Raw genomic sequence first — 25,927 nt, forward strand, 5'->3', positions numbered from 1 at the left:
AGTTCATTGAACTGCACGCCGTTTTTCATGACCTGCGTCCGGACCGGATCAGATCAGTAGACTTCCGGCACGATCATCGAAGCCGGCACCGGCTGGCGGATGTACTCCGTGTTGTAGACCCGGTCAGGCAGCGCGATCGACGGATGGTCGATCTCGTGGTACGGCACCTGGCTCAGCAGATGGTGAATGCAGTTCAGGCGCGCGCGCTTCTTGTCGACTGCCTGCACGACCCACCACGGCGCCTCGGGAATATGCGAGCGATGCAGCATCACTTCTTTCGCCTGCGTATACGCTTCCCAGCGACGGCGGCTTTCCAGATCCATCGGGCTCAGTTTCCACTGCTTGAGCGGATCGAGAATGCGGTTCTGGAAGCGGATTTCCTGTTCTTCGTCGGTGATCGAAAACCAGTATTTGACGATCTGGATGCCGCTTCTCACCAGCATTTTTTCGAATTCCGGCACTGAGCGGAAGAACTCTTCGTACTCTTCGTCGGAGCAGAAATTCATCACGCGCTCGACGCCCGCGCGGTTGTACCAGCTGCGGTCGAACAGCACCATTTCGCCGCCCGCCGGCAGATGCTGCGCGTAGCGCTGGAAATACCACTGCGTGCGTTCGCGGTTGTTCGGCGCGGGCAACGCCGCCACGCGGCACACGCGCGGATTCAGGCGCTGCGTGATGCGCTTGATCGCCCCGCCCTTGCCCGCCGCGTCGCGGCCTTCGAAGATCACGACGAGCCGGTGCCCCGTGTGGACGATCCAGTCCTGCAATTTGACGAGTTCGCCCTGCAGACGGAACAGCTCGCGAAAATAGTGTTTGCGCGCTTCGCGGGCTTCGGCGGTGAGGCCATCCGCGCCGTCGACGATGCGGTCGTCCACTTCCATTTCGAGTTCCTCGTCGTATGCGTCGATGAGGTCTTCTTCGAAACGGCGCTGACGTTCGGCAAACGCCGCGGCGTCGAGGGCCATGTCATTTTCTTTCATCGTCATTCTCCTGTGCGACGGAAACGGGTTGCCCGCGCGATGCGTGCAGTATCGATGATCCGATTATCGAAGCACGAAGTGTCAGCCGTGTTACCCCGGTGTGGCCGTCACGGTGCGTGGACGGCGGCGGCAACGCGTGCCAGGGGACGGGCAAAGCTCAGTTCGTGCCCGTCCGGATCGACGAGATGGAAATAGCGCTCGCCCCACGGCGCGTCCGATGGCGCGAATTCGGGTGTCAACCCGGCGGCCCGCGCCTTGCGATACATGCCGTCGACATCGGACACGTAAATGATCACGCGCCCCCACCAGGTGATCGGGCCACGCGTGTCGGCGATCACGTTGAGGAACGACGAGCCCAGCGCGAATGACGTAAACGCCTCGTCAGGTCCACCGAAGCGGCGTGGAAAGCCCAGCGCTTCGTAGAATGCCACCGCGCGGGCCATGTCATGCGTCGCAAGCGTGATCGCGCTCAGCGATTCGACCTCGGGCTGGGGGGCGGGTTGGGGTTCTTTCGTTCCGGATGGGCTCACGGGCTGGTTCATGCTGTCGTGCTCCTTTCGCGCGAATTGCCGCACCGTGGCGTGATCGCGTCGTGTCGCGACGTCGCCGCCCGGACTCGCGGCACGTCGGTGCGGGCGGCGGCAAGGCAGATGTCAGGGAAGTGTCTCACAGCGCCTTCGCCTCGCGCATCTCCGCGGCACTTGAAAAACGACGGCGCGACCCCGCATCTTCGGGTCCAACTATCTGGAGCGTCATCATGGGAAGCCGTCCCCGTTTCATCGATGATCTGTCGCCACGCGCGCCGTCCGACGCGGCCGCGCCTCTGCCGGCCGCCACCGACGACGCGCTGCTCGACGCGTACTCCCGCACCGTCATCGGGGCGCTGGAGCGCGTGCAGCAGGCCGTCGCGTTCATTTCCGTCGAGCGACGCCTGCCGGGCGACGCCGGCGGGCCGGGCGGCCGCGGCGCGCGCGGCGGCACGGGCTCCGGCTTTCTCTTCACGCCCGATGGCTATCTGCTGACCAACAGCCACGTCGTGCATGGTGCGACGCATATCCGCGTGACGCTGGCCGATGGCGCCCGATTCGACGCCGATCTCGTCGGCGACGACCCGGACAGCGATCTTGCCGTGCTGCGGATCGGCTCGCCCGAGCCGTTGCCGCACGTCGAACTGGGCGAATCGGGCAAGCTGCGCGTCGGGCAGATCGCGATCGCGGTCGGCAATCCGCTCGGGCTCGCGCAGACAGTCACTACCGGCGTGGTGTCCGCGCTCGGCCGCTCGTTGCGCGCGAACTCGGGCCGCATGATCTACGACGTGATCCAGACCGACGCCGCGCTGAATCCGGGCAACTCCGGCGGGCCGCTGATCAACTCGGCAGGTCAGGTGATCGGCGTGAACACGGCGATCATCCCCGGCGCGCAGGCGATCTGCTTCGCGACGGCCATCGACACGGCGAAGTGGGTGATCATGCAGCTCTTCGCCTACGGACACGTGCGACGCGCCTATATCGGCGTGGCCGGCACGACGACGCCCCTCTCGCGACGCGTGCAGCGGTATTTCGGGCTGTCGGCGGCGAGCGGCGTGCGCGTCATGGAAGTGGTCAGGCATAGCCCGGCCGCGGCGGCCGGCGTGCGGACCGACGACACGATCGTGGGGATCGACGGCGTCGAGGTGGAAAGCGTCGACGGATTGCAGCGGGTGCTGGACGCGTCGCGGATCGATCGCGTCGTTTCGGTGGCTGTTCTGCGCGGCGCGCGGAAGCTCGAGCTGGGTTTGACGCCGGTTGAGCAGGTCAGTTAGCCATTCCTGATTCGTTGCCGCTTTGTTGCCTATACTGGGGAGATCGATCAGCTGCCGAGGAGAGCGAGTTGGCCAGTGACTACCAGGTGAAAGTCGCACGAGACATCGCCGGATATGACGATTCCGGCATACCGAGGGTCAGGCGCGGACCCGCGCGGGTCGTGGTTGTTGCAGCGCAGCGGGAAATGGTGTTCGGCGATCGGGATGCGTTGGAGCGGTTTGTTTTTGCCTGCCGGCAGGCTGGGGATGAGGCTTTTTCTTCTTCCTCTTCCTCCTTCTCTTCTTCTATTTCTTCTCAGGATGCCGCTCATGCCGATGCCTGGTGTCGGTTCTTTGAGCGGATTTTGAAGCTTTAGGGTTTTCTTTTCTTTCTTTGGCCTTTCCTTGAATTCATGTCGGTCTATTTGTGTTGCCCCTGTGCGGGGCGGCACCTACTTTTCTTTGTCTTCCAAAGAAAAGTAGGCAAAAGAAAGGCGCTTCGAAATGCCATCTTTTCTCGGTGCGTCATTCTTGGGGAATGGCACCCCATGAGGTGTCGCCCTCGCACTCGATGCCGCACTGGTCCGCGCATGATCTGATCCCCCGCGCCACGACCTCCGTGACACAGCATTCATTCACCGGCTTCGCACTTCGTGCGCGCCGTCAGGGCTGATACGTGTCGAGGAAGCCGGTAAACCTGGCCCGCAGTTGATACGCGCGATACGTGTGCATCCTCCACGGGCAACGCGATATCCCGACGTGGATGCCCGACAGTTGACTCCCATCGAGAACTGAGCGCCTCAGTTGTACACAAATGACTCCAACGAGAAGCGCAGGCAGCGGCTTCCAATGCCACTCCCCGTCACCACAACAAAAAACGGGCACCGAATCCCGATGCCCGCCTTTCCCTGCTCTCCCGCATTTCCCGCTACTGGATCACCCTCGATATCCCGCGTCCTCGTGGGTCGGATACCGGCTCCGGTGTGTCTCCGTTGATCTTGATCGCCTGGATGTCGCCGCTGAAATCCTGTCCCTTCAGCACGTATCCCTTCGCCTCGATCTCCTTCGCCAGCTCGCCGTCGATCGGCTTGTACGGCTCCCAGAAAATCGTGTTCGGCGGCAACAGCTGGTGGTGAAAGCGCATCGCGGCCACCGCCTCCGGCAACGGCATGTTGAAGTCATACACGTTGTTGATCACCTGGAATATCGACGTGAAAATCCGTGAGCCCCCCGGCGTTCCAATCACGAGCGATACCTTGCCGTCCTTCGTCAGGATCGTCGGCGACATCGACGACAACGGACGCTTCTTCGGCTCGATCGAATTCGCGTCGCTGCCCACCACGCCGAACATGTTCGGCACGCCCGGCTTCGCGGCGAAATCGTCCATCTCATCGTTCAGCACGATCCCGGTGCCCTCGGCCACCACGCCCGATCCAAAGTAACCGTTGATCGTGTACGTATTCGATACCGCATTGCCCCACTTGTCGACCACCGAGAAATGCGTCGTCTCGGCCTTCTCCGGCATCGACGTGCCAAGCCCCGGCTGTACGCTCTTCGTGTCCGAAGGCGTCGTCGGGTTCACTTCAGCGGCGCGCTTTGCGATGTACGGGTCGTCGATCAGCTGCTCGATCGGTACCTTGTAGAAATCCGGATCGCCCAGGTATTGCGCGCGGTCAGCGAACACGCGCTTCTCGATCTCGGCGATCAGATGCACGTATTGCGCGGAATTCAACGGCACACCCTTGAAATCGGACGCGAGATCCGCCTTCATCTTCAGCAGTTGCACGAGACCGATCCCACCCGAACTCGGCGGCGGTGCGGTGATCACGTGGTAACCGTTCCAGTCAGCTTCGATCGGCTTTCGCCATACGGCGCGATAATCCTGCAGGTCGCGCTTCGTGATCGCACCGTGCCCGTGCATCGAAGCGGCGATCAGGTCAGCCGTCTTGCCGTTGTAGAACTCCCTGGCACCGTTGTTCGCAATGCGCGTCAGCACGGCAGCCAGGTCGGGCTGCTTGAAGTTGACGCCCTGCTTCAGGTTGCCAAAGTACGTGTCGAAGTTCGTCTTGCCTTCGAATTCCTTCGAAGCAGCCTCGCGGCGCTTGTCGAGCTGCTCGTCGACTTCGAAACCGTCGGTGGCGTATTTGATCGCGGGCGCAAGAACCTGCTTCCACTTGAGCCGCCCAAAGCGGTGCTGCGCTTCCCACATGCCCGCCACCGTGCCCGGCACGCCGACCGCGTAGTAGCCGTACAGGCTCTTGCCCTTGATGACGTTGCCCTGCTCGTCGAGGTACATGTTGCGCGTCGCCGCAAGCGGCGCGCGCTCGCGATAGTCGATGAAATACGGCTTGCCGTTCACGTAGAGCGTCATGAAACCGCCCCCGCCGATGTTGCCCGCTTCCGGATACGTCACGGCAAGCGTGAAGGCAATCGCAACGGCGGCGTCGACGGCGTTGCCGCCTTCCTTGAAAATCTGCCCGGCGGCATCGGCGCTGTACTTGTCGGCAACCGCAATCGCGGATGCGCTCAGTACAGCCGGCTGCGGCTTGACGACACCCTTGGCAACAGCTGGCGCGCTCTCGAGAAAAGCGGCCGACGCGGATACCAGCGCGACCAGCGCAAAGCCCGTTGCCGACGATTTCACGTTATTGAACAGCTTCATTGCGTGTCCCCCATGTCAACTCCCTCATGCAGCGATGAACAAGTCTGTTCTGGGCTTATATCACGCGAGTCCGGGATTTGCGAAGCGTCCCAACATATGCAACCGATGGTGCGGCACGCAAAAAGTCATCGGGCAGCAGGGAGAAACATCAAGGCGCGCAGGCGGTCACGCAAGGCAACGCGCGCGCCAGGACGCGCGATCGTGCCGGCATCGTCGATCAACGTCCCCGGCAATCGTCCGCAACGCACGTGCGAACGAACGTTCGATGGCGCGCGGCGGCAGGTGCCGTCGCGGCGCAACAGCCAGTGCCCGAGGGCCGCCGCGCAGCGCGCGTTACGTGCTGCCGCGGCCGCCGCGCGCGATTTCGTCGCCGCTTCCCTGCGGCAGTCGCGCGGTGACGGGAATCGAAGCCACCGAGAACAGCCCGACGAAGAGGAACGCCGGCCAGAAGTCCGTCCAGACAATCGTCGCGTGGCCCTGCAGGTCGTGCGAAATCTGCAGCACGAGGCCGGCGATCGTCACGCCAAGCCCCAGCGAAATCTGCTGGATCACGCTCGCCACGCTCGTCGCGCGGCCGACGTCGCGGCTCGGAATGTCGGCGTACGCCAGCGAATTGAGGCTCGTGAACTGCAACGACGGAAACACGCCGCCCACCAGCACCACACCCCAGATCAGCCAGTGTGGCGTGCCCGGAACGAAGAGCCCGTAAATGGCAATCACGAGCCCCGAAATGGCCGCGTTGATCATCAGCACCTGGCGAAAACCGAAGCGCGCGAGCACGCCCGATGCAAACGGCTTCATGAAGATCGACCCGAACGCGGACGCGCACGTGATCGCGCCCGCCGCGAACGCGGTCATCCCGAGCCCTTCCTGCAACGCAAGCGGCAGCAGAAACGGCACTGCGCCCAGTCCAATGCGAAACAGCGAGCCACCCACCACGCTCGCGTGAAAACTCGGAATGCGCAGAAGACGCAGATCGAGCACGGGCAATTCGACGCGCCGCGCATAGAACCAGTAGGCAAGCAGCAGCAACGCGCCGGCCACGCACATGAGGGTCGACGACGTGCCCGATACCAGCTCGCCGCCGACAAGCGACAAGCCGAGCATGAAGAGCGACGCGCCGCCGGCCGAGAGCACGAAACCGGCCCAGTCGAGGCGCCCCGGATGCGCCTCGCGGACGTTCGCGATATGCCGGTTCGCAAGCCAGATGCCGAAAATGCCGATCGGGACGTTGATGACGAAAATCAGACGCCAGTGCAGATACGTCGTGATGAAACCGCCGAGCGGCGGCCCCACGACCGGCCCGAGCAGTGCGGGCACGGTCAGATAGTTGACCGCCCTGATGAAGTCCGACTTCGGTACCGAGCGGAAGATGATGATCCGCCCGACCGGCACCATCATCGCGCCGCCGATGCCCTGCACGAAGCGCGCGACGACGAACATCCCGAGCGACGTCGACGCGGCGCTGATCAGCGAGCCGACGATAAAGATGCCGATCGCGGTGCGAAACACGGTGCGTGAACCGAAGCGGTCGGCCACCCAGCCGCAGATCGGAATGAATACGCCAAGGCCGATCACGTACGCGGTGATCGCGAGCTTGAGCGTGATGGGATCGTGACCGAGGTCGCGTGCAAGTGCGGGAAGTGATGTCACGAGGACCGTGGCATCGACGTTTTCCATGAACATCGCACACGCGACGATCAGGGGAACGATGAATGTGCCTAGAGCAAGAGGCATTGGCAGATGGACAGCAGGCGTCGAAGCCGCGGACGTAAAGCCGCGATTATCGCATCGCACGCTTGCGCGATGTCATCAATCGCGCACGAAATCCAGCTCGGGGCTGCCTGCGTGCCCGGCATGACGGGTGTTTCGCCCGACATTGCGCACAACGGCCGCCACGGCCTGCACGGCTAACGCTGGCTTCACCCCGCCCGGCAGGCACGGAGCGCGACAACGCGCTCCGATGCGATGCCCGCGAGAGATCAGGACGTGGTCTGACGCGCCAGGCTGACGAACGGACGCAGTTGCGTCAGGATCTCGCGGCCCGCACGCGCGACGTCGTTCGGGAAGTCGATCTCGATCCACGGCGCACCCGTCACGTCGGCGGTATCGAACACCTGGCTGCGCTCGAGCAGCAGGTCGCGCACCGCTTCTTCATGCGGCAGGTTCGCGCGGCCGCTGTCGATATAGCCCGCGACGATTTCCGCGAAGCGGCGCGCGGCTTCCTCGCGAAAGCGGAAGAAGCCGACCGATTCGCCGATCGTGTCGTATTGCAGGCCGACGGCCAGCTGCTTGCGCAGTTCGACCGGCACGCCGTCCTGCAGACACAGTTTGACGGGTTCGTCGCCGGTTTCGAAGTCGCGGTCGATCAGAAGACGGTTGACGGACTCGCCCGCCACCAGCGCGCCCAGAATACGCTCGTCGTACAGCACGTCGGCGTCCATCACGAGGACGTCGCCGCCACGCGTGAGCGCATCGGCGACGGTATGCACGGTCAGCACGCTGCCGAGGTCGTAGCGCGGATTCAGCACGATCTCGACGTGATGCGGCCAGTTGATGCGCTTGAGCTCCGCCTCGACGAGCTCCGGCTGGAAGCCGAGCGCGAGCACGACGTCGTGGACACCCGCGGCGTCGAGCATCTGCAGATGACGCTCGAGCAGGGTCACGCCGTCGAATTGCAACAGGCACTTCGGAAACTGATCGCCAGCCGGTTGCTGGAGACGCAGGCCAAGACCTGCAGCAAGGATGATCGCGCGCATGGGCGGCCCTTTCTAAAAGACGGTTAATCGGCAACAGGCACGCGCGTCGCACGACGGCGCTGCCATTTTCGTTCTCTGAAATGCAGATACAACAGGCCCGGCAGACCGAGCAGAAGTTCGCGTGCGCGTTTGGTGAGCGAGAGCGCCAGCGCCGCATCGGGCGGCAGCCCGACAAGCGGCGCGAGCAGCAGATAGCCGCCTTCCTGCACGCCGAGCGAGCCGGGAATCGCGAACGCCGCGCCACGGATCGCCTGGCCGATGCTCTCCAGCAGCATCGCATCGATCCAGCCAACCGGATGGCCGAGGAAGCGCAACGCGAGCCACACTTCGACGGTGCCGACGAGCCAGCCGAGGAAACTCAGCGCGAAACTCGCCGCGGCGCGGCCGCGCTCGCGGTAGAGCGCATGCACGGCGGCGTCGATCGAATCGGCGCTGTCGGTGAGCGCGGACCAGTCGCGCTTGCCGAACACCTTTGACACGGTGCGCAGCAGCCGGCCGAACAGCCCGCGCCGTTGCGCGAAGTAGAACATCACGATCATGCCGCCGAGCACGCCGGTGCCGATGAACGTCGCCGTCCGCAATTCGCGCAGCGGACCGTGCGTGGCGTACGCGCTGAATATCAACAGGCCGAGCACCGCGAAGACGATCTGCGCGAGCGCCTGCAACGTCGTGCTCACGGTGATCGCCGCGGCGGCGTCGCGCATCCGCATGCCGCGCTGCGAGAGCTGGCGCACCATCACGACGGGGCCGCCGATCTGGCCGGCCGGCAGCAGGCTGTTCACCGATTCGCCGATCCAGCGCGCGAACACGGCGTCGCGATGTGTCACGTGATCCTGGCGCGGCTTGAACAGGACAGAGATGGCGCCGGCATCGAGCACGAGCGGCAGCACGTGGAACGCGGCGACCAGCGCGAGACCCCAGCCCGCCGCGAGCAGCGTCGAGGCGACCGGGCCAAAACCCTGCCACGCCAGCAGCGCGACGAACAGCGCGGTGCCGATCGTCAGCAGGATCATTGCCGCGCGCGTCACGCGGTGTCTCCGCTACGCCTCATCAGTTGCCTGAAAACCTGACGGAAACCGAAATACGCGATCGCGTCCTTCATGTTCGAAATGAAGCGCTTCCACGGACGCATGTTCGGATCGGTGACGTATTCGAACGTCAGCGAGACGCGCATTTCGTTCTCGCCCATCGGCGAGATGCGGTGACGCAGCTTGTCGCCGTCGAAGAACACGAGGCCGCCCGGCGGAATCTGCACGGAACCGGGCAGGTCCGGCTTGCTGTCGTCGCGGGTGTGCAGTTCGTAGTCGAGACGGCACGTCGATTCGTCGATCACGCCGAGCAGCAGCGTGTAGCGGCGGCCGTCATAGTAGGACGTGTCGTAATGCCAGCCGATGTGGTCGCCCGGACGCGTGTAGTAGTAGAGCGCATACGCGTGCGGGTCGTCGGCGGGCGACACCATCAGCCGGTCGCCGGACAGCTGTTCGAGCCAGCCGATCAGTTCCTTCGAACGGTACAGCCCGGCGATGAACGGCGCGAGGCGGTCGATCGTGTGGCGACTCACGCTGCCACCCTGCTTGTGACCCGGCAGATAATTGCGGTTCACTTCATCCAGCAACCCGCGGGCGCTCGCGACGAGTTGCGCCGTCACTTCCGGCGCGAGGAAATCGTCGAGATACAGGAACGCGCCCTGATCCGCGAAATCGTTGCGCAGGCGCGCATTGTCGAAACCGTGCGTACGGCTCGCAACGGCGCGATCAGCGTCAGGCGTCGCGTGCTGCGAGCCCGCGGCCTGTGAATCGTCCAGCGCGACGGGTTCCATCACGTCGTTTCCAGCATGCACATTCATCTGCTAACCCATAACCTGACTGGACTGCGCCGCGGGCTGCGCACGGCGCGACACGCGGCGGTAATCGATCATCACCCATACGGCAAAGAGCGGCGCACCGATCGATGCGGCGATGATGAACAGCGATGTGCCGGACGTCAGCGTGACGAGCGGCAACAGATACAGCACGTCCTCGGTCTCGAAGCCGCCGGCCGAGGCCTGCTTCGTGCCGGCCTTGCCCGCCATCTCCTCGATCCGCATGCGCAGGAAGAAGATCACGGCCACCGATACGCCCGCAACGGCGCCCAGCAGTGTCGGCAGCGCGACCAGACCGTGCCCCCCCACCGTGCTCATGCCGATGCCCATGCCGAGGAACAGCAGGACGGTCACGAGCGCATCGCTCGCGAGGTCGTACAAATGACCGATCCGGCTCGTCTTGCCGCTGATGCGCGCAAGCTCGCCATCGGTGTGATCGACGAAGTTCGACAGCACGATCAGAAAAGCACCCGCGTTCGACGAAACAAATCCGCCACGAGCAAGGCACAGCGCGCCCGCCACGCCGATCAGCAGGCGCAGCGTGGTGAGATGATTGGGGGTGATGCGGGTGTCGATGAGGGGCGTCACGAGCCGGCGGGCGAGCCGCGCATCCCATGTACGGGGCGCGGGAACGTTCGGGCGAATGGAAGGTCGTCGATTCATAACCCGGAAATATATACGGGTTATGCAATCCTTGCTGTCTACGTCACTGTTTCGTTGCGCAAAATCGTCGTTTCGGCGTGGTCCCGGACGCACGTTTTTGGGATTCCTGGTAAAGTGCCGTACCTGTTGCGCCACCATGGGTGTCATGGTCGCGGCGCAACCTCCGCCACGAAGATCGTCGGCGGATTGCGAACGCACTATCCGGATTCCCATGAAACGTTTCATTCCTGTCCTTTCCGCTGTTCTTGCCCTTTCGCTTGCTGCAATACCCACGTTTTCGCACGCAGCCGACCTCGACGCGTCGCTCGCCTGCAACACCACCGCCCACGACTTTTTCGCCGACCTCGCCAGCCAGCAACTGATCGATCCGAAGCCGATGCGCGTCGAGAGCAACTCGATCAACGCGTTCTGGCCCGCGCGCGGCGCCCGGCTCACGGCGTTCGGCTTTCCGGTGTTCGCGGTGGTCGGCTTCGAAAAGGACGACCCGATGTTCCGTACCGGCGACGGCGAGCCGCTCGCAAAATCAGCCTACGGCGTCGTGGTATTCGCGAGCGACACGAAGGTACAGGCGGTTGTCGACAGCCTGGGTGGCACGGCTATCGTCCATCACGCCGGACCGCACCTGACCGCGATCTTCTGCAAGCGCAGCTAGGCGCCGCCGCGCATGCGTCCGGCCAGACTCAGCCCGGCCGGCGAAAATCGTTCTCGACCCACGTTGCCGCGCTCGCCTTCGTCAGCCTGAAGTTCGGCGCGACCTTGACCTGCGCGAGCTGCTCGCCGTACGGATCGAGCGCCGTGAGGAGCGCGTAGGGATCGTCTTCCGAAGGCACGATGTCGAGCGTGATTTCCAGTTCGTCGGCGCCTGTCGCCGAGGCGACGTTCACGCTCTTGTGCAGCAACGCGTGCAACTGCTGCTCGTGACGCCGCAACACCTCCGACGCCGTTTTCTTCAGCGTGTTGAACGCCGACGTATCGAGCGGCTTCGGATTCTTCTTGTCGCGACCCATCGTCCACGGGCCGACGAGCGCGGGTTCCGGCTCGCCGTCCTTGATCATTTCCACCGCCCAGCCGTCGTCGTCCTCGTTCTTGATGACGCGCGCCGTCCAGCCGTCGTCGCGCCACAGGCGGGGATCCTGCTGGACCCCGGGCACGGCGGCCTCGTCTTCGGCGGTCAGAGCGGACGAGGGAAGCGAATTTTCGGGCATGACTGTTTTACTCACGTTCAGGGACATTCCAGCAGACAAGTGCCGGATTTTACCCGCATCGCAGCGCGCGAAACCGTCACCCGGCCAGACGGACAAGGCATCGACACAATAGCGCCATACGTGGAACGATGAATTGCGTATATCGCGTTAATTAAAATATATTACTGATGATATTCAAACGTCGCGACCCGCGAGTCTCTTTAAAAGCGAGAAGAAAAATCTCATGACCAGAGATGGCGCGCCTTTAAAACAGGTATTGCGTCATCCTCAAAATGCGCAACAATACCTTGTGTGAAAATGCGTGAACTTTTTCCGGAACTGGAAATTCGCCACCGGCGGCATATTCCGCCCAGCGCCTTCTGTCGTGGCACAGCAACGGAGACGTCATCTGAAACACGGCATCGCCGGATAATAAAATCCGAAAATCCTTTTGTAAATCCACAGTTACCGCAATCCGTTTCATCGTTACAGATTCCGGAAATCACTATTGCGTCGATCGGGACAAAAATCTGTCACCAGACGAATACACTTCGCTGCGAATCGTCAGTAGGCGGCTTTAGCGTCGTCGAACTGGATGCGATTCCTTATGCACTGTCCCGGAGTTAAAAGCATGAAAAAAACCCTTATCGTTGCGGGTATTCTCGGCGCGTTCGCCGCCTCGGCAGAGGCGCAAAGCAGCGTCACGCTGTACGGCACGCTCGACGCAGGCCTCGTCTACACGAACAACCAGGCGGGTCACAGCAACTGGCAGCAAGGCAGCGGCGCGGTCTCGAACACGTACTTCGGCCTGCGCGGCAGCGAGGACCTGGGCGGCGGTCTGCACGCCATCTTCACCCTCGAAAGCGGTTTTAACCTGAACAACGGTTCGTTCTCCGAGAACAACACGATGTTCAACCGCCAGGCCTACGTCGGCCTGAAGAGCGACCAGTACGGCCAGCTGACGCTCGGCCGCCAGTACGATTCCGTCGTCGACTACCTCGCGCCGCTGTCGGCTGCGGGCTCGGGCTACGGTAACAACCTGGCCGGTCACCCGTTCGACAACGACAACCTCGACAACTCGTTCTCCGTGAAGAACGCGGTCAAGTACACGAGCGCGAACTATGCCGGTCTCCAGTTCGGCGGCCTGTACGGCTTCAGCAACGCCGCTGGCCAGTTCTCGAACAACCGCGCGTGGAGCGCCGGCGCATCGTATGCGAACGGCCCGCTGAGCGTCGCGGCGGCCTACCTGCAGCTGAACAACGCCGGCAGCAACAACACCGGTGGCGCAGTGTCGAGCGGTGACGGCAGCGCGAACCTCGCCGCTGAACTGCAACGCACGTATGGCGTCGGCGCGAACTACACGTATGGTCCGGCAACGGTCGGCCTCGTGTGGACGCACACGCAGCTCGACAACCTGCAAAGCGCGAACGTGGGCGGCACATTCATCGGCGGCCTCTCGGGCACGAACCTGCACATGGACAACTACGAAGTGAACGGCAAGTACTCGTTCACGCCGGCGTTGAGCCTCGCGGCCGCCTACACGTTCACCAATGGCAAGGTGTCCGGTTCGAACGGCTCGGGCGATCCGAAGTGGCACACGGTGTCGCTGCAGGGCGACTATTCGCTGAGCAAGCGCACCGACGTCTACCTCGAAGGCGTGTACCAGCACGCGTCAGGTGAACTCGGCAACTTCGGCGCGAACGTGGCGGCGATCAACACGCTGACACCGTCGTCGACGGCGAACCAGACGGCTGTTGCGATCGGTCTGCGTCACCGCTTCTGATGTTGCATGCGGACCGGGCGTTCAGCCCGGTCCGGCGAAACGCGCGCGTGCTCCCGCCACGCGCGCGTTTTTTCATGGGCGCGTTTTATATGCGTGCGTTTGCGCGCGCTTCCGTGCGTCGGCGTGTGCCCGGCTTCATGCTCGCGTTCCCGTGAGCGCGCTGGTCGATGCAATGGGTCGATTCATTCGATAACGGCGCGTATACTTTCCAATAGCCGCCTTCCTGTTCTGCGTCGCGTCGTGCTGTGCCTCGCGCGACGCGTGTCTCTGAAGAACGGCGGCCTTCGTCGCGGAGCACGTGAATCACGTATCGCGCTCCGCCCGCGCCCCATGTTCCCGCACATCGACGGGGACGCCGACGACTGGACTCATGAAACGACTTCTTCTGCTGCTTCCTGTTGCTGTCCTCGCTGCGTGCGGCTCATCCGGCAGCACGCCAAAGACGGGTTCCACCGGCCCGATGATGTACTTCTCGTCGCACCGTTCAACCGCCGATATCACGAGCTGTCTCGTGAGCCGTCTTTCGCGTGTCAAGACGGCGGGCGCCAACGGCTCGACCGAACTCACGGTGGGCTCCAGTTCACACAGTTCGTATTTCGTCACGCTGACGCCGTCAGGCCATGGCTCGGTGATCAAGGTGCTGCGCCCCGACGATTCGCCGGAAGACCCGCCCGAACCGGAGCTGCGTTTCGATATCGCGCGCTGCGCGGTCTAGCTCACGTAACCGACGATCCCGGTAACGACCGCGAATCGCGCAGGCGAAAATCGGTTCGATGGCGCGTTCATCGCGGCCGGCGCACGCCGTCACTCCATACCCGGGTTTGCGCTGACACGACGACTGGCGTGGGACTTGCTTATTGCATTGTCCACGATGTTCCGGCGACACGACCGGAACTCAAACAGGAGGAGACAATGCGCGAAGACACCCCTCACGCCCCCCAGCCGATGACAGGTCGCGAGACGGGCTGGCTTACACCATCCATACAAAAGTCCCACGAACGTTCCGAGACCTTCGGGCTGTGTACGTTCACATGCCCTGACTACGACGTGCTGCCCAAAGCGGAACTGCAGCTGCGGCTCGAACAGAGCCGGGTGCTGTGCGCACACGCGACGCCCGTGATGGAAACGCTGCACGAGCAGATCGTCAACACCCAGAGCATGATCGTGCTGACCGATGCCGAAGGGTTGATCCTTCACTCGATCGGCGACGACGACTTCCTGCAACGGGCCGAGAAAGTCGCGCTGCGGCCCGGCGCGAACTGGGCCGAGGATCGCCAGGGGACGAACGCGATCGGCACCGCGATCACGGAGCGCGCACCGACCGTCGTGCATGGTGAACAACATTACCTCGCTGCCAATCGCTTCCTCACCTGTTCGAGCGTGCCGATCCTCGACCCGTACGGCGATCTGATCGGTGTGCTCGACGTCACCGGCGACCATCGCAGCTATCACCAGCACACGATGGCCCTTGCGCGGATGTCGGTGCAGATGATCGAAAATCATCTTTTCTCCAGCACGTTCCGCGAAACGTTACAGATCGCTTTCCACGGAAGGCCCGAATTCCTCGGCACCCTGATGGAGGGCATCGCCGCGTTCACCTGCGACGGCCGCTTTTTATCGGCAAACCGTAGCGCGCAATTTCAGCTCGGCATGCCGCTCGCGGCACTCCGCGCGCATACGTTGTCCTCCCTGTTCGGCCTGACCAGCCCGCAGCTGATCGATCGCCTGCGGACCAGCCGGGGGCAGCATGTTTCGCTGGACCTGCACAGCGGCGCCGTGGTCTGCGCGAGCGTCGAGTTCAGACGGGCAACGCTGGCGAACAACGACTGGCCGCAGGCGTCTCACGGCACGACGCGGCCGTCGCCGCAGCCGGCACCGCGGCCCGTCGCGACCGCCAGAGCGCCGTCGCGGCTGGAGAGTCTCGACACGGGCGACCCACAGGTATCGGCGGTCATCGCGAAGGTCCGCAAGGTGATCGGCAAGGACATTCCCATTCTGATCACGGGCGAAACCGGCACTGGCAAAGAGCTGCTTGCGCAGGCCATCCATAACGATTCGCCGCGTGCTGGACGCCCGTTCGTCGCGGTCAATTGCGCGTCGATTCCGGAAACACTGATCGAGTCTGAACTGTTCGGCTATGAGGAAGGCGCCTTCACCGGCGCGCGCCGCAAAGGCGCACTGGGCAAACTGTTGCAGGCCAACGGCGGCACGCTGTTTCTCGACGAAATCGGCGACATGCCCTATCCGCTTCAGGTGCGCCTGCTGCGCGTGCTGCAGGAACGGCTCGTGAATCCGCTCGGTTCCGCCAAGTCGATCCCTGTCGACATCGCGATCATTTGCGCCACACACCGCGATCTGCGCGAGATGATCGTCCAGAACCGCTTTCGCGAGGACCTGTACTACCGGTTAAACGGACTAGTCGTCAAGCTGCCACCGCTGCGCGAGCGGACGGACCTCGCGACCGTCATTCACATGATGCTGGAGAGCGAGCCTCTCGACGTCGCCGCCAGCACCCGCCTGAGCGTCGCCCACGACGTCATGGCGCTGTTCGAGCAATGCACCTGGCCGGGCAACTTCCGTCAGCTAGGCAACCTCCTGCGCACAGCCGCGGCGATGGTCGAGGACAACGGAGAGATTCGTCGCGAGCACCTGCCCGACGATTTCTTCGACGACCTGCGCAACGTGACTGCATCCGCGCCCGTTCTGCCCGGCTTGCCGGCGCGGCAGCCCGCGCCTGCCTCCCGTCTGCAGGACGTCGCGGTGTGCGCGATCGCCGGTGCGGTCGCGCGACACGGTGGCAACGTGTCGGCGGCGGCCCGGGAACTGGGCATTTCCCGGAACACGGTTTATCGGAAGATGCCCGGACTGGCCGCCCCGGATCACCTTCTTCGCGAAGTCTGACAATCAGCTGACACCAGGCTGTCCAACGACGCACGAAACTGTTGCTCCGCGAGTGTTGAATTTTGTGACACGGGTGTTCCTAAACTGAGCAACTGCACGCCCCGTCATTGTTCTGTATCGAGCGACGCCTCGGTGCAGGCCGGGGCGCGTTCATCCAATCGACTGTTTCTTTCCTTCAATCGCGATCGCGTCCAGCGTCTGGTCTGCCTCACCGGTCAATGCACTGTCCGGCATGGACATTGCATTAGTCGCGGCGGCCGCCATTCCAGTGCGGTTCATTTTCCTAACTATCGTATTCAAGGAGACAGTCATGCAGTGGACGACCCCCGCCTACACCGATCTGCGTTTTGGTTTTGAAGTCACGATGTACATCGCCAACCGCTAAAGCTACGGTCAGACGCCGCCGCTCGTCTGCCCTGCACGGCGACGAACGGCGGCACCTGGAGCAACGTCCATGAAGATCAGGATTCCCGGCCCCGGCCTCGTCGCAGACGGCGGGCTGCCGCAATGGAACTGCAACTGCGCGAACCGCAGCCGTACACCCGGCATCGACGTCGCGCATCACTTCAGAATGCCCGAGGCACAGCGGCGCGCAGCGCATATCCTGCTGTTCAGGATCGACCTCCCGTGGTCGATGCTGGACGCGCCTGAAAAGGCGTATCCGGTATGAATCTGCCCAATGCCAGCGGCGCCGCCCGCGCGTGCCCCCGCCTGCGATCCACGTACCAGCTGCAATGGGAGACCGCCCAGCGTACCTACGTGCTGCTCTACCCCGAGGGCATGGTCAAGCTCAATCCCAGCGCAGGCGAAATCCTGCTGCGTTGCGACGGTACGCGCGAACTGGACGACATCATCGGCGAGCTGGAAGACCTGTTCCGCGCGTCGGATCTCGCGACCGATGTCTACCGCTTCATCGAGGATGCGCGGCAGCGTCAGTGGCTCGACTGACAGGAACCTCGACGGCAACCGTCCACCACCACCGCTGCAGCGCGTTGCCGGATTGACGCATGGCCGCCGGCTGCATGCGCGCTCCGCCACAACCCTGTCGACTTCGCGCGGCATGGCGCGGGGATCGGCACGATAACGTAGAGAGACTTCGTCCGTGAAGCGCGGCGGCCTGGTATCGTCCTGCCGCTGAAACCATTCCACGCGTTTGAGCGCGCTCCATGAAGCGGTCGTAAATCTTTCCATCGATCGACACGCGCGATGGACAGGCACACACCTCTCCGTTCGATGAGCAATCCGAATCACCTCCGCGACTGTTGCATTTGTCAACAGCCCGGCTGTCTGCTGCACCACGATGCAACAACCCTGTCACGGCCGACTGGCGCGCGAACCCGCGCCATCCCGCACGAAGCCGCGTGTACGCGCGATGCGACGCGTGTTTTCGAAAATGGCATGCGACTTGCCTTAACGGCTGCGCAGCCATTCTGCAACCTTCAACGGAAGGATCGCGAGCGGCGTCGCACCGACAAATCAACAGGAGACAACATGAAAACATCATCGGTTCCGGTCGCGCGGCTCGCGACGCTCGCGCTGGCCGCCGTCGCCGCCATCGGTCTGCGGCCCGAGCCGGTCGCCGCGGCCGCCGGCTATCCGGCCGTCACGTATGAGCGGTTGACCGCGGCGCAAAGCGATCCCGGCTGGCTCACCTACTACCGGACGTACAACGGTCAGGCGCACTCGCCGCTCAAGCAGATCGACACGTCGAACGTCAAGAATCTCAAGCAGACCTGGAGCTACAAGTTTCCCGCCGATCTTCAGCAGGGCTTCGAGGCGACACCGATCGTCAACGGCAACTATCTCTTCGTGACCACGCCGAAGGACAACGTGTACGCATTCGATGCGACGTCCGGCAAGCAGCTCTGGAAGTACGAACCGAAGCTGGGTGACGAATCGTTCAAGACAGCGTGTTGCGACGTGGTCAACCGCGGTGTCGCGCTGTATGGGAAGAACGTGTATGTCGCCATGCTGAGCGGCGAAGTCGCCGCGCTCGACGCGCAAACGGGTGCGCTGGTGTGGAAGCAGCAGATGTTCGAACCGGGTCTGGGCTATGCGTTCTCACTGGCGCCGCTCGCACTCGACGGCGCAATCGTGGTCGGCAGTTCCGGCGGTGAATATGGCGCGCGCGGCTTCATCGCCGCGCTCGATCCCACGGATGGCAAACAGCTGTGGAAACGCTACACCATCCCCGGTGCGAAGGAGAAGAACGGCAACACATGGCCCGACGGCATGCAGGAACATGGTGGCGCACCGGCATGGTTGACGGGCACCTACGACGCCGCGTCGAAGACGCTTTATTGGGGCGTCGGCAATCCGGGCCCGTGGCTCGCGGATCTGCGCCCCGGCGACAATCTCTATTCCGATTCGCTGCTCGCGCTCGACCCGAAGACAGGCGACCTCAAATGGCACTATCAGTACACGCGCCACGACACCTGGGACTATGACGGCGTGAACACACCGGTGCTCGCGAACATCAAGTACGAGGGCAAAGACTACGACGCCATCATTCATGCCGATCGCAACGGCTACTTTCATGCGATCGACAGAACCACGGGCAAGCTGATCTATGCGCGGCCTTTCGTGAAGGCAACGTCGGTGACCGGCTATTCCGCCGACGGCGCGCCAATCCAGGATGCAGCGAAGTACCCGAAGACGGGCACAACGATCGACACCTGCCCCAGCTTCCTCGGCGGCAAGAACTGGTGGTCGGTCTCCTACGATCCGGACAGGCACCTCGCGTTCGTTCCCGCGCTGCATGCCTGCATGTCGCTCTCCGGCAAATCGGTGAACTACATGGAGGGCTTGCCTTATCTGGGCGAGGGTTTCGAGATCAAGCCTGAACCTGGCAGCAAGGGCTACGGCGAACTGCAGGCCATCGATGTCAATACCGGCAAGAAGGTCTGGAGCCACTGGACCAAAATGCCATGGAACGGCGGCGTTGCGACGACGGCGGGCGGCATTGCCTTCAGCGGTTCGCTCGACGGTCATCTCTATGCATTCGACGAAGCGACCGGCAAGGTGTTGTGGCAAAGCCCGAAACTGGCGAGCGGCATCATTGCGCAGCCTTCGGTGTTCGAAGTCGACGGCAAGGAGTTCGTCGCAGTGCTGGCCGGATATGGCGGCGCGAATCCGATCTGGGGTGGCCCGATGGCGAAGTCCGCGGAGAAGGTACCGCGCGGCGGCACGCTGTATGTCTTCGCGCTGAAAGGCTAATCACCTCATCTATCGACGGTCACGCGCGGGCTTTACGCCGCGGTGACCGCCCTTATGCTACGGAAGCACCATCATGACCTTGCACCTCCATTCCTTGCCGGCCGCAGCGCTGCTCGTTACGTGCGCCGCATTCATGCCTTTCGACGCGATTGCCGGCGTGCGTGTCTGCACTTTTCCGGGCAGTCCGTCGACGGCACTCGACCAGAAAGTCGCATCAGAAACATTCAGGACCGCGGGCATCGCCGCGACGATCGTCACGCACGGCATAGCCAATGGCGATGACGATGGCGTCTCGCTGAAGGAACTCGACAAAACGCTCGGCCATCAGTGCGACGTGATCGCGGGCTTTCCACGTTCGCCAGTCGCCGACGCCACGGGCGGCAAGATGCTGTTCTCCCGCGGCTATCTTCGCTCGGGTTATGTGAGCATCGAATCCGCGAATGTGAAGACAACGGGTGTCGCCCAGAACACTGTCGCGGCCATGTATGCGAGCCCCGCGCAACTCATCGCGGTTCAGCAGACCGGCGTGCGGCTCGACCTGGAAAACACCTCTGCACTGAGCGTCGAGGCGGTAGCGGCGGGCCGTGCCCGGCGGGCGATCGTCTGGTATCCGGCCGTCGTCGCGTATGGCCGTGCGCATCCGGAACAGCGCTTCACGGTGTCGTCGACGGCTTCGCCGTATGCGGACTGGCATCTGGTGTTCGCGTTCGCATCGAGCGGCGCCACGCTGCAAAAAAGCGTCGACGCCGCGCTCGACAAGATGACCGCCGACGGCAGGCTCGCGGCCTTGACCCATGAGTGGGCGCTGCCCGCCAGTCAATCGGCTGCTGAATCCGCGCACGCGCCGAAGGTTTCATATCTCGAACGTGCCACCGTCCCCCACGCGCAGCAAGGTGGGATCCGGCTGGCGGTGGCAGGCACGTCGACACAAGGGCGCTTCATCAAGGTGTCCGATGCCGCCTCGACCGATGTTCCGTCCTTCGACCGCATGCAGGCGAATCACGGCAAGGCGCTGTACGCCAGTTCGTGCGCGAAGTGTCATGGCGGGGCGTTGCAGGGCGTCACCGGACCGGCCTTGCGCGGTCCCGCATTCGCGCCGATATCGAATGCCCATTTGACGGTCGGCGGCATCTTCGGATACATGGCGACCAATATGCCAGCCGATCGCCCCGGCAAGCTGAAGGATCAGGACTATGCGGACATCATGGCCTTCCTGCTGTTTTCGAACGGCTATACGCCGGGCTCCACGAAGCTGACGGCCGATAACGCACGCACTTCGGCGACGAAGCTCATCGCGGGTCCCGCGCATTGAGCCCGGTGCGCGGCAAGCGGGAAAACCTTCGGTGAGTTCGGGGCCGAACCGCCGTTTTCGTCGGCGCGACGCCGTGGCGAAGCCGACTCTTTTACCGCACGTGCGCACCCTCGCTACCAGACGGTCCGCTCTGACGATTGCGTCTTGTGCCGTGCCGACGAGGCGGAGCGGGCGGACGCGACGCGCACGCTGCCACCATGAATTGGGGTGTATATGACCGCGGCTACCAACCGGGCACTCCGCCAGCTCCGCCCATGCATGCGCTTTTAATCGGGATGAAGACCTGCTCTCCGGTCCTCACCTCTGTGTTCATCTAGACACCAGTGGAGGGCGTCTACGACGTATTCACCGACGCCCGGCCCTGACCCGAAAGTCAATGCCATAAATCATGCCATGCGATTTCCGCTGGATCAGGCCGTCGCTTCTGCTGGTGCCCGCTTGATCGCCTTCGGTGCATGCTTGCGCGCCTGCCACAGATCGTAGTCGAGCTGCATGCCAAGCCACAAATCGGCGCGGCCTCCTCGTTCCACACCGAGCCATTGCTCGATACGTAGCGCCATTTCGGGAGTGATCCCACCGCGCTCGTTGAGCAGACGGGACAAGGTCACACGGGACACGCCGAGTTGCTCAGCGGCATCCGTTACCGTCAGGTTCAGTGCAGGTAGCACGTCTTCCCGAAGGATCGCAGCAGGGTGCGGCGGATTGAACATGCTGGAACTAGCTTTCGACATTGTGGAAATCTCCATACACCCGATATTTCCGGGTCAGTGTTGCGTGGAGGTGCTATGCCAACACGGGGTCATACGTGCCAAGCGGCACCTCAAAACATCCGGTAACTGCCTCTAGTGGTAGTCCCGGTAATCTACGAGGACGGCATCTCCTCCTTCAAATGTAAACGTCAACCTCCAGTTACCGTTCACAGTCAATGACCACATGCCGGCCTCATCACCCTTGAGGGGATGCAATCCCCAGCCAGGCAGGTTCATGTCATGTTGCGACTTGGCCCTGTTTAAAGCTGTCAACTGGCGCATCAGCCGCGCCTTGTGTGCTGCCTGAACCCCTGCTGCCGAGCCGGTTTCAAACAGGCGCTGCACACCTTTGTGCCTGAAAGACTTAATCATGGTGTGCTCTTTAAATTACCACGAAACAAGTGTACCGTGTATTAATACATTTTACAAGTTGAATGGAGTTGATGCCGTTTGCTATGCCGCTCCACAACGTCAGCGACATCCCCGCCACATGCAAGTTATCCCCAGTTTTTGTTCACAAGCCTGTGGACAACCTGGGCATCACCGGAGCAAGTCATTGAACTGACTGGCAATATCATGTGTGCTGCAAGACGGCAGACATCAGGCATCTGACGCCTTCCATTCCCGGCCGAAGCACGTAGTCCGCTTTTCCACCCCGACAGCACCAACCAGCTAAGGCATCGAAAACGTCTTCACGAGCGTCAGCTCTCCCGCCTTGCGCATCGGCACTCGAACCGTCTCGCTCTTCTCGTTCGGCGTGTTCTCATCGGTGATGATCGAGACCTGCGCGACGGTCATGTCGCCCGCACGGTTCCCGCTGCCGTAATAGTTCACATACACGAGATAGGTGCCGGGAAGCGGCGCGGCGGATGAATAGATCTCCGGCCCATAACCGGTCGTGACGTCGACGTCGAGCGCCCCTCCGTTCGGCGCGACGCGGTCGCCATAAAACGTGTGCGCGCCGTCCGGCGAAACGACGTGCAGGTCGAGATCCGTGCCGTCCGTGTCCCATGCCAGCACGATGCGCAAACGGGGACGCGTCTTGCCGCTATACGCGTCGTAGAACTGGACACGCCTGCGGGTCCCGTCGGCCGTGCGCACCTCGACGCTGTTGCTGCCCCCGGCGAACGCATACGGCCGCGAAAAGCCGCCGTCGGCCTCGACGCGTTGCGGCAACGGCGTCCCGTTCACGACCATGGTCGCGACCGATGTCCTGTCCTTCGATGTCGCCTTCGGCGCGCTCTTGATGTGTCCCGCGATCATCGCATTGACCGACTGCCCTTCAGGCGTCGCCACCGATACCGCCGGATAGTGAACGTCCTGCGTGTAACGCGCGGTGTCGCCGCTGGTGTCGCGCCAGCCGTTCAACGGCGCGGTCATGTCGATATCGGTTGCGCGTGCGGCGCATGCGCACAGAAGAAGAATCGCCGCCGCGCTCCAGTGCATCATCCTGGGTTTCATGGTCGCCGTTGCATCCACGTTTAGAGTCGCTCGCTCTTGATGAGCATCAGGTCGCCGATCTTGCGCAACGGCACCGTCATCGTTTCGCGCTTTTCGGCCGGCGTATTCTCGTTGAACACCAGGATCAGTTGCGCTGTGATGACCTCGCGCTCATGCGCCTTCGCGTCGAAGTTATAGCCGGTCGAATCGAAGTTACCCCAGTAGTTCAGAAAAAACAGCCACGTGCCATGCTCCGGCGCCGCGGACGAAAATATACCCGGTCCGGCGCCATCGACAGAGTCGACATCGAAACCGCTGCCATCCTCAAGCGTCGGATTCGCCCAGAATGCGTGCAGGCCATCGGGCGTGATGACGTGAAGATCAACCTGCGCCTTCGGATCATTCCACGTCACGATCGCACGCAGTTTCGCCTGCGGCCTGCTGCGATCCGCTTCGAAAAACTGCATGCGCTGACGATGCTGGCCATCTGGCGACACAATCTCGATGCTGTTCGACCCCGCACCGAATGCCCACGGACGCGCGAACGCACCTTCGTCGTCGGTATAGAGCGGCGTGGCGTTGCCGTTGACGACGAGCGTCGGTGGCTTGCGGCCGGATCTGTCGACATGCTTGAGGCGCCCCTCGATCAGCGTGCGAAAACGTTGCGCCCCGCGATCGACCGGCGGTCGCGGATAAGCCGCGACGAAGCGCTCGCCCTCGTTCGTCAGTCCGCTGTGCCGCCAGCCGTTAAATGCGCCCGTCATTTCGGCGAGCGCATCGTCGCGATCCGCGGCAAACGTGGCGGCGGACATCGCGCCCGCGACGGCTATGACAACCGCCGGATAGAGGCCCGCACGGCGGCACCCGGTGCGCCGGCGGCATGTGTCGTGTTTCATTGACTGGTCCCGTCAGAGCGGATTAAAGCGCGCGCGGTGCGTTCGACGAACGCCTCGTCCTGCCCACGCGGATGATGCTGGAATGCAAGGTGCACGTACTCATGCGCGAGCGCGACGCGATCGTCCTCAGTCTGCAAACGATGGATATACAGCCGGTTTCGCTGCGCGTCGGCGTAGGGACGGCCTTCACGCACCGCGCAGACGGCGGGCAGATCCGGCGTTTCATAACCCGGTTCCGTATCGAGACGACGCGCCCACCGCTTCGCGTTACGCTCGAGCCACGCGTGCGCGCCGGCAACCGTCTGGCAATCGTCAGACAGTGGACTCTGGAACGACGTCAGCGTCGCCTGAGGCCACGTCCTTGCGAGAATCGCGTCGAACGCGAGGCCGCGCTGCGCGGCCGCTTTCGCTTCGAGCCAGCTCATCTGTCCAGGCGCCGCCCGGTCGTGGTGATACTGAACCGCGACGCCCGTCAGCACGAGCCCATCGGTCAAATCAGCCGCATGCCGCGCAGGCACACGTGCGGCATGCGACAACACGCGCTGTGTACGGCTGCTGTCGTCGATGCGAAAGCACCCGCGATCGCGTCGCGCCTGTTGCACGAGATAGCTTCGCGCGGCGACGGCCAGCGCTTTCGCCGCTTCCGGTTCATCCGTATCGCCTTCGCGCTCGACCACGCGCGCGACATAGTCGTTCAACCCAAAACGCCCGATGATGTGCGGCACGCCGTCCGCATCGTTGTCGAGCATCAGTTCATCGCTGCTCTCGATGCGCAGCCAGTTGCCGTTTGCAAACCCGACGCGATACGCGCCATCGAGCGGCCCGGGCTGCGTGACCTTCGCGCGCCCCTTCGATTCGCCGAGCACCTCGCGGATCGGGTATCGCACGAAGAAATCGACCACGACGCACGCCGAGTCATCGGGGACGCTCACCTGCGACAGCAACGGGCCCACCGCTGGCGCTGCCGCGGCCAGCACCCGCGCGCTGCCACCGGGGCCACCCAGCCACACCGGCGTTCCATCCGCGAGCCAGCCCGCCGCGCCGCCGATCGATGCGCCGGGCCGCGCCGGATCGGGCATCGTCCACGTTTTCGCGCGCAGCACGCTTCCGTATAGCGAGACCGTCCCTTCGCCGCGTCCGCTCGTCAGCACCGATACCAGCGTGTTGGCCGCATCCGCGCGGGGACGCGCCGGCATCGACTGCAACGCCGTCAGCAGATCGATGACGCTCACGCGCTGTTCGGGCTTCATCGAACGCAGGTCGCGCAGCCACGTGGGCGCATGCGCCGCGCTCCAGTATTCTCGCCAGCCGGCCGGATCGAGATGCAGTCGCGCAGGCGCGAAGTAAAGGCCGCACGATTGCACGAGCGCATGTTCGCGGTCGATCCGTCCGCCTGTCATGCAGCAATACACCTCTTCGGGATCGCCGCCGGTGCATGTGTAATCCGGTGACGCAATGCCTTTGTCGACCAGGTAGCCATAGACGAAGAGCTTCCACACGCTGCCAAGCGGGGTTTCAAGCGTCGGCGGCAACGTATCCGCCGATTGCATGGACAGCGGCGCGCCAGACGCCGCACCTGAATCGAACTGCCACGACGCCGCGCGGCCGTCATGTAGCCACGCAAAGCGCAACATCCGGGGCGACGATGAATGCGAAGGCGTGGCCGCGAGCGAGCCCGTCGCGCCAACCCCGAAGAGGGTCAGCACGATCACGGACATCACGCGCAGCATCCGCATCATCG

At 63.2% G+C, this 25,927-nt stretch carries 27 protein-coding genes; 11 read left to right on the forward strand and 16 right to left on the reverse strand.

All coding sequences use genetic code 11. The features are described from left to right. Positions 1-53 precede the first annotated feature (53 nt). Positions 54-980: a polyphosphate kinase 2 gene (gene ppk2 / locus BLV45_RS20695; protein WP_090536322.1), complete on the reverse strand. Its 927-nt coding sequence runs from the start codon at positions 978-980 to the stop codon at positions 54-56. 107 nt (positions 981-1,087) lie between these two features. Continuing rightward, entirely contained in the window at positions 1,088-1,522 is a 435-nt protein-coding gene (locus BLV45_RS20700) for a VOC family protein (RefSeq protein WP_090535938.1), read from the reverse strand. 215 nt (positions 1,523-1,737) lie between these two features. Here BLV45_RS20700 and BLV45_RS20705 point away from each other — a divergent pair, with 215 nt between their 5' ends. Then, on the forward strand, positions 1,738-2,781 hold the full coding sequence (locus BLV45_RS20705; protein ID WP_090535939.1) for a S1C family serine protease: 1,044 nt from the start codon (positions 1,738-1,740) through the stop codon (positions 2,779-2,781). Positions 2,782-2,849: 68 nt separating this feature from the next. Continuing rightward, positions 2,850-3,137: a hypothetical protein gene (locus tag BLV45_RS27245; protein ID WP_143130458.1), complete on the forward strand. Its 288-nt coding sequence runs from the start codon at positions 2,850-2,852 to the stop codon at positions 3,135-3,137. 551 nt (positions 3,138-3,688) lie between these two features. Here the strand turns inward: BLV45_RS27245 and ggt are convergent. The 6 genes from ggt to BLV45_RS20735 form a co-directional block, all read right to left on the reverse strand. Continuing rightward, positions 3,689-5,422 carry a gamma-glutamyltransferase gene (gene ggt / locus BLV45_RS20710; protein ID WP_090535941.1) on the reverse strand — a complete coding sequence of 578 codons (1,734 nt, stop codon included), beginning with the start codon at positions 5,420-5,422 and terminating at the stop codon, positions 3,689-3,691. Positions 5,423-5,755: 333 nt separating this feature from the next. Then, positions 5,756-7,219, reverse strand: coding sequence for an MFS transporter (locus BLV45_RS20715; RefSeq protein ID WP_281246323.1), 1,464 nt, complete (start codon positions 7,217-7,219; stop codon positions 5,756-5,758). 185 nt (positions 7,220-7,404) lie between these two features. After that, entirely contained in the window at positions 7,405-8,181 is a 777-nt protein-coding gene (locus BLV45_RS20720; protein WP_090535944.1) for a phosphocholine cytidylyltransferase family protein, read from the reverse strand. A gap of 23 nt (positions 8,182-8,204) precedes the next feature. Next, positions 8,205-9,209, reverse strand: coding sequence for an HpnL family protein (locus BLV45_RS20725; RefSeq protein ID WP_090535945.1), 1,005 nt, complete (start codon positions 9,207-9,209; stop codon positions 8,205-8,207). Then, a complete protein-coding gene (locus BLV45_RS20730) occupies positions 9,206-10,027 on the reverse strand; it encodes a HalD/BesD family halogenase (protein WP_090535947.1) in 822 nt (273 codons plus the stop codon). Before BLV45_RS20730 ends, BLV45_RS20725 begins: the two co-directional genes overlap by 4 nt. A gap of 3 nt (positions 10,028-10,030) precedes the next feature. Beyond that, positions 10,031-10,705 (reverse strand): CDP-alcohol phosphatidyltransferase family protein, encoded by a 675-nt coding sequence (locus BLV45_RS20735; RefSeq protein WP_090535949.1) that lies wholly within the window; start codon positions 10,703-10,705, stop codon positions 10,031-10,033. Positions 10,706-10,916: 211 nt separating this feature from the next. Between BLV45_RS20735 and BLV45_RS20740 the strand changes: the two genes are divergently transcribed. After that, the gene (locus BLV45_RS20740; protein WP_090535950.1) at positions 10,917-11,357 is read left to right on the forward strand and encodes a hypothetical protein; all 441 of its coding nucleotides are present in this window, start codon (positions 10,917-10,919) and stop codon (positions 11,355-11,357) included. Between the two features lie 28 nt (positions 11,358-11,385). Here the strand turns inward: BLV45_RS20740 and BLV45_RS20745 are convergent, their stop codons facing one another. Further along, positions 11,386-11,910 (reverse strand): hypothetical protein, encoded by a 525-nt coding sequence (locus tag BLV45_RS20745; RefSeq protein ID WP_245753440.1) that lies wholly within the window; start codon positions 11,908-11,910, stop codon positions 11,386-11,388. A 244-nt stretch (positions 11,911-12,154) separates the two neighbouring features. Next, positions 12,155-12,373, reverse strand: a complete 219-nt coding sequence (locus BLV45_RS20750) for a hypothetical protein (RefSeq protein WP_090535952.1) — start codon at positions 12,371-12,373, stop codon at positions 12,155-12,157. A gap of 147 nt (positions 12,374-12,520) precedes the next feature. Here BLV45_RS20750 and BLV45_RS20755 point away from each other — a divergent pair, with 147 nt between their 5' ends. From BLV45_RS20755 to BLV45_RS20765, 3 genes are all read left to right on the forward strand, one after another. Beyond that, positions 12,521-13,672, forward strand: coding sequence for a porin (locus tag BLV45_RS20755; protein ID WP_090535955.1), 1,152 nt, complete (start codon positions 12,521-12,523; stop codon positions 13,670-13,672). A 370-nt stretch (positions 13,673-14,042) separates the two neighbouring features. After that, the gene (locus BLV45_RS20760; RefSeq protein ID WP_090535957.1) at positions 14,043-14,387 is read left to right on the forward strand and encodes a sugar ABC transporter ATPase; all 345 of its coding nucleotides are present in this window, start codon (positions 14,043-14,045) and stop codon (positions 14,385-14,387) included. 197 nt (positions 14,388-14,584) lie between these two features. Then, the gene (locus BLV45_RS20765) at positions 14,585-16,573 is read left to right on the forward strand and encodes a sigma-54-dependent Fis family transcriptional regulator (protein WP_090535959.1); all 1,989 of its coding nucleotides are present in this window, start codon (positions 14,585-14,587) and stop codon (positions 16,571-16,573) included. Between the two features lie 150 nt (positions 16,574-16,723). Here the strand turns inward: BLV45_RS20765 and BLV45_RS28120 are convergent, their stop codons facing one another. Further along, positions 16,724-16,852, reverse strand: a complete 129-nt coding sequence (locus BLV45_RS28120) for a hypothetical protein (RefSeq protein WP_281246326.1) — start codon at positions 16,850-16,852, stop codon at positions 16,724-16,726. A 31-nt stretch (positions 16,853-16,883) separates the two neighbouring features. Here BLV45_RS28120 and pqqA point away from each other — a divergent pair, with 31 nt between their 5' ends. The 5 genes from pqqA to BLV45_RS20790 all read left to right on the forward strand — a co-directional run bounded on the left by pqqA (position 16,884) and on the right by BLV45_RS20790 (position 21,101). Beyond that, positions 16,884-16,958, forward strand: a complete 75-nt coding sequence (gene pqqA, locus BLV45_RS20770) for a pyrroloquinoline quinone precursor peptide PqqA (RefSeq protein ID WP_090536325.1) — start codon at positions 16,884-16,886, stop codon at positions 16,956-16,958. A gap of 69 nt (positions 16,959-17,027) precedes the next feature. Next, the gene (locus tag BLV45_RS28285) at positions 17,028-17,243 is read left to right on the forward strand and encodes a hypothetical protein (protein ID WP_090535962.1); all 216 of its coding nucleotides are present in this window, start codon (positions 17,028-17,030) and stop codon (positions 17,241-17,243) included. Further along, a complete protein-coding gene (gene pqqD / locus BLV45_RS20780) occupies positions 17,240-17,521 on the forward strand; it encodes a pyrroloquinoline quinone biosynthesis peptide chaperone PqqD (RefSeq protein WP_090535964.1) in 282 nt (93 codons plus the stop codon). The genes BLV45_RS28285 and pqqD overlap by 4 nt, the downstream gene beginning before the upstream one ends. Before the next feature lie 543 nt (positions 17,522-18,064). Continuing rightward, entirely contained in the window at positions 18,065-19,789 is a 1,725-nt protein-coding gene (locus BLV45_RS20785) for a methanol/ethanol family PQQ-dependent dehydrogenase (RefSeq protein ID WP_090535967.1), read from the forward strand. A gap of 73 nt (positions 19,790-19,862) precedes the next feature. Continuing rightward, a complete protein-coding gene (locus BLV45_RS20790; protein ID WP_090535969.1) occupies positions 19,863-21,101 on the forward strand; it encodes a c-type cytochrome in 1,239 nt (412 codons plus the stop codon). Between the two features lie 410 nt (positions 21,102-21,511). On the opposite strand, the gene BLV45_RS20795 is transcribed toward BLV45_RS20790, so the two are convergent. The 5 genes from BLV45_RS20795 to BLV45_RS20815 all read right to left on the reverse strand — a co-directional run bounded on the left by BLV45_RS20795 (position 21,512) and on the right by BLV45_RS20815 (position 25,922). Beyond that, entirely contained in the window at positions 21,512-21,832 is a 321-nt protein-coding gene (locus tag BLV45_RS20795; protein WP_176954220.1) for a HigA family addiction module antitoxin, read from the reverse strand. 111 nt (positions 21,833-21,943) lie between these two features. Further along, complete coding sequence (locus BLV45_RS20800) at positions 21,944-22,222, reverse strand: type II toxin-antitoxin system RelE/ParE family toxin (RefSeq protein WP_090535972.1); 279 nt, start codon at positions 22,220-22,222, stop codon at positions 21,944-21,946. 300 nt (positions 22,223-22,522) lie between these two features. After that, on the reverse strand, positions 22,523-23,311 hold the full coding sequence (locus BLV45_RS20805; RefSeq protein WP_090536327.1) for a YfaP family protein: 789 nt from the start codon (positions 23,309-23,311) through the stop codon (positions 22,523-22,525). Between the two features lie 20 nt (positions 23,312-23,331). Continuing rightward, positions 23,332-24,102 (reverse strand): YfaP family protein, encoded by a 771-nt coding sequence (locus BLV45_RS20810; RefSeq protein WP_218133553.1) that lies wholly within the window; start codon positions 24,100-24,102, stop codon positions 23,332-23,334. Positions 24,103-24,182: 80 nt separating this feature from the next. Further along, positions 24,183-25,922 carry a DUF2300 domain-containing protein gene (locus BLV45_RS20815; RefSeq protein WP_407671045.1) on the reverse strand — a complete coding sequence of 580 codons (1,740 nt, stop codon included), beginning with the start codon at positions 25,920-25,922 and terminating at the stop codon, positions 24,183-24,185. Positions 25,923-25,927: the final 5 nt, after the last annotated feature.

Source organism: Paraburkholderia sartisoli, from assembly GCF_900107685.1.
Taxonomy (GTDB): domain Bacteria; phylum Pseudomonadota; class Gammaproteobacteria; order Burkholderiales; family Burkholderiaceae; genus Paraburkholderia; species Paraburkholderia sartisoli.

Coding starts and splice junctions, on each gene's coding strand:
- BLV45_RS28120 (WP_281246326.1), bottom strand. CDS start 16,852: ATGAACCGCACTGGAATGGCGGCCGCCGCGACTAATGCAATGTCCATG.
- BLV45_RS20755 (WP_090535955.1), top strand. CDS start 12,521: ATGAAAAAAACCCTTATCGTTGCGGGTATTCTCGGCGCGTTCGCCGCC.
- ppk2 (WP_090536322.1), bottom strand. CDS start 980: ATGAAAGAAAATGACATGGCCCTCGACGCCGCGGCGTTTGCCGAACGT.
- BLV45_RS20700 (WP_090535938.1), bottom strand. CDS start 1,522: ATGAACCAGCCCGTGAGCCCATCCGGAACGAAAGAACCCCAACCCGCC.
- BLV45_RS20785 (WP_090535967.1), top strand. CDS start 18,065: ATGAAAACATCATCGGTTCCGGTCGCGCGGCTCGCGACGCTCGCGCTG.
- BLV45_RS20740 (WP_090535950.1), top strand. CDS start 10,917: ATGAAACGTTTCATTCCTGTCCTTTCCGCTGTTCTTGCCCTTTCGCTT.
- BLV45_RS20805 (WP_090536327.1), bottom strand. CDS start 23,311: ATGAAACCCAGGATGATGCACTGGAGCGCGGCGGCGATTCTTCTTCTG.
- BLV45_RS20815 (WP_407671045.1), bottom strand. CDS start 25,922: ATGCGGATGCTGCGCGTGATGTCCGTGATCGTGCTGACCCTCTTCGGG.
- BLV45_RS28285 (WP_090535962.1), top strand. CDS start 17,028: ATGAAGATCAGGATTCCCGGCCCCGGCCTCGTCGCAGACGGCGGGCTG.
- BLV45_RS20705 (WP_090535939.1), top strand. CDS start 1,738: ATGGGAAGCCGTCCCCGTTTCATCGATGATCTGTCGCCACGCGCGCCG.
- BLV45_RS20765 (WP_090535959.1), top strand. CDS start 14,585: ATGCGCGAAGACACCCCTCACGCCCCCCAGCCGATGACAGGTCGCGAG.
- BLV45_RS20735 (WP_090535949.1), bottom strand. CDS start 10,705: ATGAATCGACGACCTTCCATTCGCCCGAACGTTCCCGCGCCCCGTACA.
- BLV45_RS20760 (WP_090535957.1), top strand. CDS start 14,043: ATGAAACGACTTCTTCTGCTGCTTCCTGTTGCTGTCCTCGCTGCGTGC.
- pqqD (WP_090535964.1), top strand. CDS start 17,240: ATGAATCTGCCCAATGCCAGCGGCGCCGCCCGCGCGTGCCCCCGCCTG.
- BLV45_RS20790 (WP_090535969.1), top strand. CDS start 19,863: ATGACCTTGCACCTCCATTCCTTGCCGGCCGCAGCGCTGCTCGTTACG.
- BLV45_RS20720 (WP_090535944.1), bottom strand. CDS start 8,181: ATGCGCGCGATCATCCTTGCTGCAGGTCTTGGCCTGCGTCTCCAGCAA.
- BLV45_RS20745 (WP_245753440.1), bottom strand. CDS start 11,910: ATGCCCGAAAATTCGCTTCCCTCGTCCGCTCTGACCGCCGAAGACGAG.
- BLV45_RS20730 (WP_090535947.1), bottom strand. CDS start 10,027: ATGAATGTGCATGCTGGAAACGACGTGATGGAACCCGTCGCGCTGGAC.
- BLV45_RS20750 (WP_090535952.1), bottom strand. CDS start 12,373: ATGAAACGGATTGCGGTAACTGTGGATTTACAAAAGGATTTTCGGATT.
- BLV45_RS20795 (WP_176954220.1), bottom strand. CDS start 21,832: ATGTCGAAAGCTAGTTCCAGCATGTTCAATCCGCCGCACCCTGCTGCG.
- ggt (WP_090535941.1), bottom strand. CDS start 5,422: ATGAAGCTGTTCAATAACGTGAAATCGTCGGCAACGGGCTTTGCGCTG.
- BLV45_RS20810 (WP_218133553.1), bottom strand. CDS start 24,102: ATGTCCGCCGCCACGTTTGCCGCGGATCGCGACGATGCGCTCGCCGAA.
- BLV45_RS20800 (WP_090535972.1), bottom strand. CDS start 22,222: ATGATTAAGTCTTTCAGGCACAAAGGTGTGCAGCGCCTGTTTGAAACC.